This is a genomic window from Acidimicrobiales bacterium (genome assembly GCA_036491125.1).
In the GTDB taxonomy this organism is placed as follows: Bacteria; Actinomycetota; Acidimicrobiia; order Acidimicrobiales; family AC-9; genus AC-9.
The window spans coordinates 1-12,727 of sequence record DASXCO010000234.1 but is presented as its reverse complement, the minus strand read 5'-3'; the positions used below and the strand labels follow the sequence as shown (position 1 = coordinate 12,727).

Below are 12,727 nucleotides of genomic sequence, written 5' to 3'. Positions count from 1 at the left end.
CCGCCGATGGCGCTCGGCGGGACCACGACGGCCCACGACCGTGTCGAGGCGTACACCGCGGTGATGATGATCCCCATCACGACCCCGCAGCCGCCGCCGAGGACGGAGAGAAAGACGGCCTCGGAGAGGAACTGGAACCGGACCTGACCTCTGGTGGCCCCGAGGGCCCGCCGCAACCCGATCTCCGAGCGGCGCTCCAGAACCGAGATGACCATGATGTTGGCCACGCCGACCCCGCCGACCAACAGGGCGATGGCACCAAGACCGAGGAAGAGCCCGGTGAAGGCGCTCTGGGCGTCGGCCCGAGCGACCAGGGCGTCGGAGGGACGGCTCACGTTGACCTGGTCCGGGTGCTCGGGATTGGCGGTGGCCGCCAGCACCGATTGGACTGCAGGGACCTGGTTGGGATCGGTGCGCACATAGATGGTGGTCGGGGCACCGTCGAAACCGAGCAGGGACTCGGCCACGGGAAATCCCACGAGGACGGCGCGGTCGATCTCCGGAGCCAGCGGGAACGAGCTCATGATCCCGCTCACGTAGAACCACTGGTTGCCGAGCCAGACGCGCTCGTCCGGTCCGGCCCGGTCGATACCGAGGCGTTGGGCTGCCACGGCGCCCAGCACCACAGAGGGATATCGATCGGTGGCGTCGTTGAGAAAGGTTCCTGCCTGCATCGTTCCCCGCAGCGCAGCGAGCAGGTTGACCTGGGCGGCGTCGACCGTGATGCCCTCGGTGTTGGTGGAAGGGATCAGGTTCGACCGGTAGGCGTTGGCGGTGACCGTTCCCACCCCTGCGCTCTGCTGCACCGGGCCGATGCGGCCGATCATGCCCGGTGACGAGGTGGGGAGCGCGGCCGACTGGCCGAACGGGGTCTGACCTGTGGTGACGGTGAGCAGGTTCGTCCCGATGGCGTCGATCTCGGCCAGCAGCCCAGCCTGGCTCGAGGCCGAGATCCCGAGGACCCCGACCATCGTCGCCACCCCTATGGCGATGCCGAGTCCGGACAAGACGGCGCGGAGCCGGCGGGTCCGCAGGCCCACCGATCCAGTTCGCAGGAGGTCGGCAGGCCGCAGACGGGCCGGCACGAGCACGCCGGGCAGGTCGCTGGGGCTCCACCGCCGGCGCCCGCCGGCGCGCGGCACCTCGGAGGCGCCCGGATGGCCGGCGTCGCTCACCGAGTCGGGACCTTCGGGTTCGCCTCACGCACCGGCTGTGCGCTCGAGCTGTCCGCACGGGGCGGCCCTTGCCCGACGACGACATCGCTCACGACCCGGCCGTCGAGCATGTCGACCCGGCGGGGCAGGCGTCCGGCCAGGTCCCGCTCGTGGGTGATGACGACAATCGTCGTCCCGTCGTCGTTCAGCTGGCGCAGCAGTTCGAAGATCGCAGACCCGGTGGCGCTGTCGAGGTTTCCGGTCGGCTCGTCGGCGAGCACGATCGCCGGGCGGCCCGCCACCGCCCTGGCGATGGCCACCCGTTGACGCTCGCCCCCGGACAGCTTGGTGGGTCGGAAGCTGGCCCGGTGCGAGAGACCCACCCGTTCGAGGGCGTCGGCGGCGAGTGGCCAGCGGGCCTTGGCGGGAAGACCGGTGTAGAGGAGCCCGTCGGCGACGTTGTCGATGGCGGTAACGGCCTCCGAGAGAAAGAACTGCTGGAAGACGAAACCGATGCTCTGCGCCCGGAGGGCGGCGAGTTCCCGATCAGTGAGCAGCGACACCTCGTGACCGTCGACGCAGACGACCCCCGACGTGGGCCGATCCAACGTTCCCATCACGTGGAGCAGGGTCGACTTGCCCGAGCCCGAAGGTCCGACGATGCCCACCAGCTCGCCCTCGGTGACCCGGAGGTCGACGCCTCGCAACGCCTCCACGGGGGGCTCCGCCGGGTACGACTTGGTCACGCCCACGAGCTCGAGTACCGGGTCGCCAGCGTGCTCAAGCTGACCCCGCAGCGTGGGTGCCGCCGCCAATGGGAGCGGTGGGTTCACCGCGCTCATTGGGACGGCACCACCACGCGCATGCCCGCCGAGAGCCCGTTGCTCGTCACAGCCACCAGTCCGTCGGCGTCGTCGAAGAGCCCGAGCGACGCGGCCACCAGATGACGGCGACCACCCGCGTCGACGACCTCGACGCCGTAGCCGCCGCTGGCGAGGGCGAGGAGGGCGTTCACCGGGACGACCAGTGCGTTGTCGACGGTCGCCGTGGTGATGGCCACCTGCACGGGGGCCTGGTCCAGGGTGCCGGTCGCCGCCGCGTTGGTGGGGTTGATGGTGACCTGCACCGTCGCCGGACCCGAGCTGCTCGGGGTCGCCACGCCGCCGACGGCCGACACCGTTCCCGGCGTCGAGGTGTTGTCAGGGAGGATGATCTGGACCTGGTCGCCAACCTTGACGAGGCCCTGTTGCGCGGCGTCGAGGCTCACCGTGACCACGCGGGAGGTCGAGGTGGCGGTCATGATCGGTTGCTTGGGCGCCGCAGCCGATCCGAGTGTCGCCGACACCGTGGCCACCCTCACCGCGCCGGGCAGGAACACCGCCTGCCCGGGTGCCAGGGTGCCGGTCTGGGTGACACCCAGGGCCTCTTGGAGCTGCTCCAGCGCCGACGTCGTCGCCCAGTTGAAGTTGTCGAGGGAGCTGAGATTGCTGGAGGGCAGGTAGCCGAGAGCGATGAGGTCCCAGTTGAGCTCGGCCACGTCGGGACCGTTGGTCACGCCAGCCTGGAGGCTCCGATAGACAGGCGTGGCCCCGTAGAGCAGCACGACCGGCGCGCCGTCGACGTGATAAAGCGGCTGGCCCTGGTTGATCACGTCGCCGGCTGCCGGCAGCTGGGTGAGCGTGCCGCTGGCCCCGTTGATGACCGACCAGCTCGAGGCATAGCCGAGGGTGCCGCTCTCGTTGACCTGAGAGGAGAGGTTCCTCTGCGCCACGCCGGCGGTCGCAGTGGGCGCCGAATTGGTTGGCACTGCGCTGTGGCTCGAGGAGCCCGAGCTCACGACGATCCCGATCCCCACGCCGGCACCGACGAGCGCGGCCATCACGACGACGGCGAGGACGGCGCGATTTCGCCCGCGTTTGCTCCTGCCCCGATCGTCCGCACCGTCGGCTGGCCATGGCGCCGTGTCACCGGCCGCTGAAAGCTCCCTCGTGTCTGGCTGTGTGGGGCTGGTCACTGGGCCGACGACCCGGAGACGCTTCCGGAGCCTGCGTCCGGTGATTTCGAGGAGGGTCCCGAGCGGTTGCCCGGCAGGAAGTGCTGGCAGGCGGACTGGGCGGCCTGGAACTGAGGGGAGTTCTTGTCAGGGCCCTGACCGGGACCGCCGGCACCGATCTTGATCTCGGTGCCACCGCCATTTGTCGACACCTGCGGATCTGGGACGTTGACCCCGTGGGCCCGCATGCACTGGGCGAAGTGGAGGGCGGCGTCTTTCGCCTGCGCCTGCTGTTGGGGAGTGGGCTGGCCTCCGTTCGGCATCAGGTGCCGGCAGGCGGCCTGGGCTGCCTGGAACTGGGGAGAGTTGGGGTCGAGCCCGCTCCCAGCACCTCCGTTCAGCTGGATCGTGGCCCGGCCAGCGCTGAGGGTGGGGTCGGGGAAGTTGGGGACGCCGTGGGTCCGCATGCACTGCGAGAACTTGAGGGCGTCGTCCGGGTTGAACTTGGTCGGGCCTCCAGCCAAGGCGCTTCCCGACGCTTTGGTGGTCGTCGTGGACCCGAGGCTCGCCACCCCGGACCCCGACGCCGCGCCACCGCATGCGGCGGCGAGGGCGAGGACCGCCAGGGCCAGGAGCGCGAGACGCGGTCGCCTCGACTTCGGACTTGGTTGCGGATGTGCCATCGGTCTCCTCCCTCGGGCTGGGAATGCCGCCCGATGCGGGAGTAGTACCGAAGTCGCGGTTACACGACGGGAACAGGATCTGTTACCCGCGGCAGCGCCGCCTGCCCGCCTGACGTCCGACGCTCTCGCAGGTCCACGCGCACCTCGAGACCGCCGCCGTCTCTCGGTCGGGCGTCGACCGCTCCGTGGTGCGCGGCCACGATGGCGTCCACGATGGACAGGCCCAGCCCCGCTCCCTGACGATGTCCCGCCCGCTCGGCGCCCAGGCGTCGGAAGGGCTCGAAGAGCGACGCCACCTGGTCGGGGGCGATCGTCGGGCCGCTGTTGGTTACCTCCACCGTCGCTTCGTCGTCGTGGACCTCGGTGCGCACCTCGACCCAGCCTCCCTGGTGATTGTGGCGCACGGCGTTGTCGACGAGGTTGCAGACGAGGCGCTCGAGGAGCGCCCTGTCTCCGGTGACCGAGGCGGCATCGAGCGACCACTCGACGCGGACCTCGTTGGTGGCGGCGATGGGTGCGACGTCCTCGATGGCGTCGAGCGCCACGGTGGCCAGGTTGACCACGTCGGTCTGCCCCAGTCCTCGCTGGCTCCGAGCCAGGACGAGGAGCGCGTCGATGAGGCGGGCATGATCGGCGTTGGTGGAAAGGACCTGGCGCCCCATCTCCCGGAGCGAGGCGACGTCGGCGACGGGATCGGCGAGGGCCACCTCGATCACGGCCCGCTCCAGGGTGAGAGGCGTGCGCAGCTCGTGGGAGGCGTTGGCGACGAATCGCCGCTGCGCCTCGAAGGCGGTGTCGAGGCGATGCAGGAGGTCGTCGAACGTGTCGGCCAGCTCGGTCAGCTCGTCGTCCGGTCCGCGCAGGGCGATGCGATCGCCGAGGTTGTCCTCCGACAGGCGCCGTGCGGTCGCGGTCATCGTCCGCAGCGGACGGAGGACCCGCCCGGCGATCAGCCAGCCAAGCACGACCGAGACCAGGGCCATGAGCCCCAATGCCACCCCGGACTCGGTGAGAAGCCGGTGGAGCTGGACCGATCGCTCGTGGTCGGCCTGGGCCTTGAGCAGGGATTCGAGCTTGGTCTTGGCTTGGGCTGGAGTCGGCGACACTTCGCCTTTGCTCGGTGGGGGACCGCTCACCGCGCCGGAGATCATGCCGCCGGAGGTGATCTCCTGGCCGATCGCCGGTGGAGGGAACAGGGCGGGCGCCGTGTCCTGGACCTGGACCCGTCCACTGGCCGTCGCGATGACGGTTGCGTTGCTCGGAGCCACGAGGGCGTAGGTGATGGCGAGAAGGATGGCGCCACCGACGATGAACAGACCTCCATAGAGGAGGGTCAGACGGAGACGAACGGTCCAGCGGGGCCGCAGCCAGGTGGGGACCGACAGCCGACGAAGATGGATACGGTTCATGCTCAGATCCTGTACCCGGCGTTGGCCACCGTCTCGATGAGCGGCGGCGTCCCGAGCTTGCGTCGCAGTCGGCTCATGGTCACCTTCACCGTGTTGGTGAAGGGGTCGGCTCGGTCGTCCCAGACCCGGTCGAGCAGCTCCTCCGAGCTGACGACCCTGCCTTGGGCGGCGAGGAGAGCCTCCAGGATGCCGAGCTCCTTTGGTGTGAGGTCGAGGCGCCGGACGCCTCGGCGGGCGGTTCGCTGAGCGGGGTCCACGGTGAGGTCTCCCTTGGTGAGAAGCGGTGGTACGGGTGCCTGTGTACGGCGGGCCAGGGCCCGGACCCGGGCCACCAGCTCGGCGAAGGCAAAGGGCTTGGGCAGGTAGTCGTCGGCGCCCAGGGTGAGGCCCCCGACCCGATCGGCGAGATCGCCGGCCGCCGTGAGCATCAACACCTTGGTGGCCGCCCCATTGGCGACGACCTCGCGGCAGACGTCGTCACCGTGGAGACCGGGCAGGTCGCGGTCCAACACGATCACGTCGTAGGCCACGATGGCGATACGTTCGGTAGCCGAGACGCCGTCGAAGACGAAGTCGACGGCCATGCCCTCGCGCCGCAGCCCTGTCGCCAGGGTCTCGGCCAGAAGCCGTTGATCCTCGACCACCAGCACCCTCACGGGTCCAGACCCACCTCCCGGCGCCTTTCCCCCGTGCAGCCGACCGGCCACCGGCTCGTGTCGAGCGAGGCGGAGGGGACACTCCTGCGCACAGCAAAGGATGCCCGACCGACGGTTACACCGCGGTAACAAGAACGCTTGTACCAACATGCAGGTTGATGTCGGCCCTCCGCTGCGCTCTGCGTGTCCTCTGATGCCGACCCTCAGTGCTTCCCAGTCGGCCTCGTGCAAAGCCGGCGAGCTGGTGCCGCCTTAGGTCCACGACCTATCTCTCGAGGGACGGTGGCGTCGCTGCCGGGGAGGGCGTTGACGCCCGGTGACCGGAGGACCCTTCGCTCGTCAGTGCCTCGCAGCGTCGTGGCGCGCAGACCTGCGGGACAGGCGGTCGAGCAGGGCTCTGTCCTCTGCCGCAGCCCGCCTCAACGCCTTGTCCAGCTCCTCTTGATCTCGAAGTACACGAATGGCTGCCGGGAGATCATCACTGATCCCAAGATCACCTCTGACGGGTCCCTCGCCTGTGTTCCTGAAGATCCACATGGCTTCACTCCAATCCGTTGTCGGCGTCCTACGGGTGGGGACACAATGACAGGCAAGCCTGGAGATCTCCTGAGCGCTGGCCACGAGATTCCTATGAATCGAGCGGCACCATCAGACCCTGGGCTGTCCTGATGGAGGCTGGCGGGTGCCCACTAGCTGATCCTCGGCCCAGGACCAGCCGGCCTTCCGGCCCGAGCGACGTCGTGATCCTCCAATGCATCAGCCAGGGTCCGTAGGCCCAAGTTCGAGATAATGGGTCGTAGATGATTGCAATCCAGATCCGGAGCAAGACCTCGACTGTGATCTTCTTGCAGCCATCCCGGGTTCAAGGACGGCTTCGCTTGCTGTTCGCTGCCATCGGGGTTCGCCGCTGTCCGGGAAGGGCCATCCCGGACTCGTACGCGAGAACCACCAGTTGGGCACGGTCGCGCGCTCCGAGCTTGGTGAGCAATCTGCTGACATGCGTCTTTGCGGTACCGGGGCTTATGTGAAGCATTTCCGCGGTCTCCGAGTTGGACAGACCCCGAGCCACATGACCAAGCACCTCCTTCTCCCGCTCGGTGAGGGCATCTAGTTCGGGCGAGGCAGTCGGGGTCGGTACGTGGCGTCGCTGGGCAAACTCCGCGATGAGCCGGCGGGTGACTCGTGGCGCCAAGAGCGCCTCGCCGGCGGCGACGACCCGGATCGCGCTGAGTAGGTCCTCGGGGGAGATCTCCTTGAGCACGAAGCCGCTCGCGCCGGCCTGTAGCGCACCATAGACGTACTCGTCCAGGTCGAAGGTCGTGAGGATCAGCACCTTCACAGCAGCGGTGCTGGACTCGCTGGCAATGCGGCGGGTCGCCTCGATCCCGTCGAGCCCTGGCATTCGGACATCCATGAGGACGAGGTCAGGACGGACCTCGTGCGAAAGCGAGACAGCCTCGGCCCCGTCGGACGCCTCGCCGAGGACCGCCATGTCGGGCTCGGCTTCGATCAGGAGGCGGAAGCTGCTTCTCAGCAAGGCCTGATCGTCGGCGATGACGACACCGATGCTCACCTGGTATCCCGGGTGATTGGAAGCCGAGCGAGCACCGTGAAGCCCTCATCCGTGGGACGTGCGCTGAAATCGCCGCCGTAAAGAGCGATGCGTTCGCGCATGCCGACTATTCCGTGACCACCGTTCGCGTGTGCCATGGGAACCGATTGGCGGCGGTCGCTGGGATTGACGCACTCGATCTCCACCGAGCCGTTCCGGTAGCGGACCGACAGGGTTGCGTTGTCGGCTCCCGAGTGTCGCACGACGTTGGTCAGGGCCTCCTGGGCGATCCGATAGGCGGAGAGGTCTTCGGTTGGGGGAAGAGACCGCGCCTCTCCTTCAATCCAGACATCGACTAGGACGCCAGCGGCGGCGATCTCGCTCACAAGCTGTGGGAGATCGGACAGTCGCGGCGCCGGGCTCAGATCCTCGACCGTAGGGTCCCCGGCTTGGCGCAGCACGGTCACGAGCCTGCGAAGCTCGGCGAGGCTACGCCGGCTGATCGTCTCGATGATGCTGAGCGCTTCACTCGCCTGCTCTGGCTGGGCGGCGCTGATTCGGCGGGCGACCCCAGAGCGCACGGAGATCACGCTCATCGCATGTGCCACCACATCATGCAACTCGCGGGCGATGCGCGTTCGTTCTTCGATCAGCGTGCGGCGGGCGCGCTCTCGTTCACGCTCGGCGGCCCGCTCAGCCAGGTCGAGCGCGTGGCGCCGCCGGGCGCTTGCGTTCTCACCTGCCAGCCAACCCACCGCGATCGATCCGCAGGCTAAGAGCACGGCCAGGGCAACCGTTTGGAGGGGTGTGCCGCCCCAGGCCACCCCTCCGGCGATCACCATCGGGGCAAGAGCCCCGACGACCGTCCAGTTGGACAGCGCAGTGCTCGAGGGGGCGGCGAGAGAGTACATGGTGAAGCCAGCGGCCAACAGCACGGGAAGGCGCAGTCCGAGGCCTATGAGCACCGCTTCTGCTATCACCGCCATCCAGAGCGCCGACCACGGGTGGCGCCGGCGAGCGGGGACGGACGCGGCGGCGACGGCGACGGCCAAGTATTTCAGAACGGTCAAGGACACACCGTTCCCGAGCTCAAGGAGGTACTCGCCGACAGCGTGGAGATCGACCGAACGCAGCTCAACGCCTGGGAGGACGTCGAGTTCCGCCGGGCGGTCGAGGCCACGGGACGCAAGAAGCTGATCATGACGGCGCTGTGGACCGAGATCTGCCTCGCCTTCCCCTCGCTCGACGCGCTACGGGGCGGCTACGAGGTGTTCCCGGTAGTCGATGCCGTGGGGGGGACTTCCCCCGAGGCCCACAGCGCCGGCCTCGAGCGGATCCTGCAGGCCGGAGGCCAGCCCGTCAGCTGGGTGTCCTTGGCGTGCGAGCTGCAGCGGGACTGGGCTCGTCTAGACACAGTCCCCGACATCGTTGACATTGTCCTCACCTCGCGCCTGCAGAAGGAGGCCTAGGAGCGTGCTCTTTGGGGGGATCACCCCGTGACCTTTTAGCGGGAGGATGCCTCGGGAACACCGGGCGGAGAGGAGCTTGTGGATGCGGCCACCGCCGCGCAGGTCCGCGATGGTGAGCGAAGACGGCAGATGACCGTCACCAGTCCTTCGCGAGGTGATGCTGTCATGAGCTCCGACCCAGCCGGGTGACCCGTAGATCCTTCGCGGGAGCGTAAGGCGGCGATCGCACGTTCGAGTCGTGCCGGCGAGACACCTGCCCTTGTAGCTCAGCGAGCCAGAGCGCGTCCTTGGTAGGGACAGGCCGAGGGTGCGAACCCACCGAGGGCTCTGTATGCCAAGCCTGGGAGTGATTCGGCCGGATGAGGAGCCTGTCCGGAAACAGGTAGCGGTGCAAGCCTTTGGGCGTTCGAGTCGCCCCGCTCCCGTATATGCCGCGGTTGGTCCAGAGGCCACGACACCGGGCCCTCAACCGGGAGAACGGGGTTCGAATCCCGGTCGCCGTGGGTGGGAAACGAGAACTCCCAGTCAACAGGAAACTTGCACAAGTTACTTTAGGATCTGCTACGGTTGACGGGGTGAGCAAAAGATCCCCTGAGACCAAGACCCCCAGTGACGCAATGCGGTTGGCGATGGCGGTGACGCGACTGCGCTCGCGCATCCGGAACGAGTCGGGACAACGTTCAACCGGTATTCCGATCTCGCAGCTGACGGTGCTGTCGCGGATCATCGACGAGGGGCCGACCACCGCGGCAGCGTTGGCCGCAGCCGAGCACGTCACCCAGCAGGCGATCGCCCAGAGCCTGGCCACTCTGGAGAACCGTGGGCTGGTCACGAAGTCCCGCGACCCGGGAGACGGCCGCAAGAGCCTCGTCGGCTCGACCAAATCGGGTCAAGCCCTCGTGGCGGGCATCAAGGCGTCGCGGGAGGCGTGGCTCAACCGGGCGATAGCGGCGGCCGTCAAACCCGACGAGCGCGCGGCGCTCGAGACGACGATCGAGATCTTGCAGCGCATCGCCGACGTCGATCTACGGCCCGACACGGAGATGCAGTGACCGCAGGAGACGCACCGGGGGGCGGTCCCGAGGGCCGAAACCGATCAACGACGACATTGGAGGCACCATGACCGATTCACGGCGAAGCATCGACCCTGAGCGAACCGCGCTTTTGGTGATGGATTACCAGCCCGTTGTCCTCGGCTCGCTGAGCGACGCGGAGGAGCTGCTCTCACGCGTTGCCGAGGCGATCGCGATCGTTCGGAACCATCGGGGACAGGTGGGGTACGTCCGGGTTGCGTTCGACGACGCTGACTACGAGGCGGTGCCGGAGCACAGCGCGTTTGCGCCGGCCTTGACGACGGCGCGGGAAGTGTTGCACAACGACTCGCCGGCGACCGCGATCCACGAGCGGGTGGCGCCCGAGCCCGGCGACATCATCGTGCGGAAGACCCGATTCGGGGCGTTTTCGACCACGGATCTGGCCGAGCGGCTACGGGACCGCGCGATCACATCCCTGATTCTGGCCGGCGTCAGCACCAGTGGCGTCGTGCTGTCGACGGTTCGCGATGCCGCCGATCGCGACTACCAGGTGTTCGTGCTCGCTGACGCCACCGCCGACCCGGAGCCAGGCGTGCACGGCTTCCTCACCGAACGAGTCTTCCCTCGTCAAGCGCACGTGATCACGGTCGCGCAGCTCGACGGCCTCCTCTCCGGCACAGATGAGCGGTCGGCATGACGCAGCTGGGCAGCCGTCTACGACGCATGCTCGGCCGGCCGGACGAGCGCGGGCAGCCGTTTTCGTGGCGCTTCACGACCCCGATGTTCCTCGGGTCGGCGCTCAATCCAATCAATAGCTCCCTGATCGCGACGGCGCTCGTCCCCATCGCGCGTGGGGTGCGCGTATCGGTCGGTCAGACCGTGGTGTTGGTGTCTGTGTTGTACTTGGCGAGCGCGATCGCCCAGCCGACCTTCGGAAAGCTGGCTGAGGAGTTCGGCCCTCGCCGAGTGTTCCTGGCTGGGATCACACTCGTGCTCGCCGGCGGCCTGGTCGGCGGATTCGCGCACAGCCTTACGATCCTGGTGGTCGCCCGCGTCCTGATCGGCACCGGTACGTCCGGTGGCTATCCGTCGGCGATGTTGATGATTCGGCGGCGAGCCGGGAGCGTCGGGATGGGCACGCCGCCTGGCGGCGTTTTGGGCGGACTGCAGATCGCCGCCACGTCTGCGGTGGCCCTGGGCCTCCCCTTAGGAGGGGTCCTGGTCAACGCCTTCGGCTGGCGCTCGGTGTTCTTCGCGAACGTGCCAGTGACGGTCGTTGCCCTCGTGCTCGGCGCCGCTTGGCTTCCTCGCGATCCGGCCCTCCCCGCCTCCCTGAGGGCGCGCGAGGTCGCAAGACGTATCGACCTCACGGGCATCGCACTGTTTGGTGGAGCGATCGCCGCCCTGCTGGTGTTCCTGGACGGACTGCCGCATCTCTACTGGCTCGCGCTCGCGCTGGCCGCTGGGCTCGGGATCGCCCTCGTTTTCTGGGAGCTGCATGCCAGGCCGGCGTTCTTCGACGTGCGACTCCTCGCCAGCAATTTGGCGCTCAGCCGCACCTACCTACGGTTCGCACTCACGTCGCTATGCGTCTACACGGTGCTTTACGGCGTCTCGCAGTGGCTCGAAGCGGTCCGCGGCTTTTCCGCTCAGGACGCCGGCCTACTGATTCTGCCGATGGCCGCTCTTTCCGCGGTGCTGACACGGCCGATCTCGCAGCGGAACCTCGTGCGCGGCCCGCTGGTCGCCGCCGCCCTATCGTCCATCGTTGGAGCGATTGGGGTGCTGCTCCTCGGGACGAGCACGCCGGTCATCGGAATCGTCGCGGTCACACTGGTCTTCGGCGTCACGGTGGGGACGTTCGCGCCGGGCAACCAAACCGCGCTCTACACCCAAGTCGACGCCCACACGATCGGCACTGCAGCGGGCCTGCTGCGTACCTTCGGCTATATGGGTTCGATTGGATCCGCCGCGATCCTGAGCGTGGTGTTTCACAACCATGTCTCGGATCACGGTCTCCATACGATCGCCGCGATCATGATCGGCGCGAGCATCATTGTGTTCCTATTCACGCTGGCCGACCGCAGTCTCCGAAAGTCAATCGGCTCCGAGGCGCCGACGAATCATCCGCCCGCCACGCACCGTAACGAGGAGAAAGCGATGCGTCACATCCGTCCGTCGGGCCAGACGCAGAAGGCAGAGGTTCAGTGATGGGCACAAGCGAACCCGATAGGCCGACGATCGTTGCGGGCATAGACGGCTCGCCCCCCTCGGTCGCCGCACTGGAGTGGGCCGCACGGCAAGCAGACCTGACCGGATCCGCTCTGGTCGTCGTAGCGGCCTGGCACTTGCCGAGCACCTACGTCGCCGCAGGAATCACCGACGACTACGACCCCGCCGCGGAGATGCAAACCGTTCTTGACCACTCACTGCACGCGATCCAGCAGCGTCACCGAATGCTCCGGACCACCGGTCAGGCGATCGAGGGTTACCCCGGGCCCGCCCTGGTCGACGCCTCCCGTGACGCCGACCTCCTAGTCGTGGGAAGCCGCGGCCACGGGGAGTTCACGGATATCCTCCTCGGATCAGTCGGTATGCACTGCGCCACGCACGCCCACTGTCCGGTGCTCGTCTACCGCTCCAAGCGCGACAAGCCGGTGCGATGATCCTCGCCTGGATGGCATCTTGCTAGAACCCTCCCCCCGCCCGTAGGCAGACCGTCTCGGAACCTGGTCGCCCACCGCTCGCTCGCGCTCCTTCTCTCGGCGCGAAACGGT

13 protein-coding genes and 1 tRNA gene are annotated in these 12,727 nt (G+C 68.0%); 6 read left to right on the top strand and 8 right to left on the bottom strand.

The genetic code is table 11. From position 1 onward, the window contains the following. The 8 genes from VGF64_18075 to VGF64_18040 all read right to left on the bottom strand — a co-directional run. Positions 1–1,175 (bottom strand): ABC transporter permease (locus VGF64_18075; protein ID HEY1636667.1); only part of this gene is annotated, 1,175 nt, incomplete at its 3' end. Beyond that, complete coding sequence (locus VGF64_18070; protein HEY1636666.1) at positions 1,172–1,987, bottom strand: ABC transporter ATP-binding protein; 816 nt, start codon at positions 1,985–1,987, stop codon at positions 1,172–1,174. The genes VGF64_18075 and VGF64_18070, both read right to left, overlap by 4 nt. 5 nt (positions 1,988–1,992) lie before the next feature. Beyond that, positions 1,993–3,033 carry a peptidoglycan-binding protein gene (locus tag VGF64_18065; protein ID HEY1636665.1) on the bottom strand — a complete coding sequence of 347 codons (1,041 nt, stop codon included), beginning with the start codon at positions 3,031–3,033 and terminating at the stop codon, positions 1,993–1,995. A 131-nt stretch (positions 3,034–3,164) separates the two neighbouring features. Then, positions 3,165–3,830, bottom strand: coding sequence for a hypothetical protein (locus tag VGF64_18060; GenBank protein ID HEY1636664.1), 666 nt, complete (start codon positions 3,828–3,830; stop codon positions 3,165–3,167). A 59-nt stretch (positions 3,831–3,889) separates the two neighbouring features. Further along, entirely contained in the window at positions 3,890–5,239 is a 1,350-nt protein-coding gene (locus tag VGF64_18055; protein HEY1636663.1) for an ATP-binding protein, read from the bottom strand. Between the two features lie 2 nt (positions 5,240–5,241). Then, entirely contained in the window at positions 5,242–5,895 is a 654-nt protein-coding gene (locus VGF64_18050) for a response regulator transcription factor (protein ID HEY1636662.1), read from the bottom strand. 862 nt (positions 5,896–6,757) lie between these two features. Then, entirely contained in the window at positions 6,758–7,468 is a 711-nt protein-coding gene (locus VGF64_18045; protein ID HEY1636661.1) for a response regulator transcription factor, read from the bottom strand. Beyond that, positions 7,465–8,517 carry a histidine kinase gene (locus VGF64_18040; protein ID HEY1636660.1) on the bottom strand — a complete coding sequence of 351 codons (1,053 nt, stop codon included), beginning with the start codon at positions 8,515–8,517 and terminating at the stop codon, positions 7,465–7,467. The genes VGF64_18045 and VGF64_18040 overlap by 4 nt, the downstream gene beginning before the upstream one ends. On the opposite strand from VGF64_18040, the gene VGF64_18035 reads away from it, so the two are divergent. The 6 genes from VGF64_18035 (at position 8,452) to VGF64_18010 (ending at position 12,616) form a co-directional block, all read left to right on the top strand. Further along, entirely contained in the window at positions 8,452–8,916 is a 465-nt protein-coding gene (locus tag VGF64_18035; protein HEY1636659.1) for an isochorismatase family protein, read from the top strand. The two genes, VGF64_18040 and VGF64_18035, sit on opposite strands and share 66 nt — an antisense overlap. Before the next feature lie 255 nt (positions 8,917–9,171). Further along, a tRNA-Thr gene (locus tag VGF64_18030) sits at positions 9,172–9,243 on the top strand. Positions 9,244–9,491: 248 nt separating this feature from the next. After that, positions 9,492–9,968 (top strand): MarR family transcriptional regulator, encoded by a 477-nt coding sequence (locus tag VGF64_18025; protein ID HEY1636658.1) that lies wholly within the window; start codon positions 9,492–9,494, stop codon positions 9,966–9,968. 67 nt (positions 9,969–10,035) lie between these two features. Then, complete coding sequence (locus tag VGF64_18020) at positions 10,036–10,647, top strand: cysteine hydrolase (protein ID HEY1636657.1); 612 nt, start codon at positions 10,036–10,038, stop codon at positions 10,645–10,647. Further along, the gene (locus tag VGF64_18015; protein HEY1636656.1) at positions 10,644–12,161 is read left to right on the top strand and encodes an MFS transporter; all 1,518 of its coding nucleotides are present in this window, start codon (positions 10,644–10,646) and stop codon (positions 12,159–12,161) included. Before VGF64_18020 ends, VGF64_18015 begins: the two co-directional genes overlap by 4 nt. Beyond that, positions 12,161–12,616 (top strand): universal stress protein, encoded by a 456-nt coding sequence (locus VGF64_18010; GenBank protein ID HEY1636655.1) that lies wholly within the window; start codon positions 12,161–12,163, stop codon positions 12,614–12,616. The genes VGF64_18015 and VGF64_18010 overlap by 1 nt, the downstream gene beginning before the upstream one ends. Positions 12,617–12,727 lie beyond the last annotated feature (111 nt).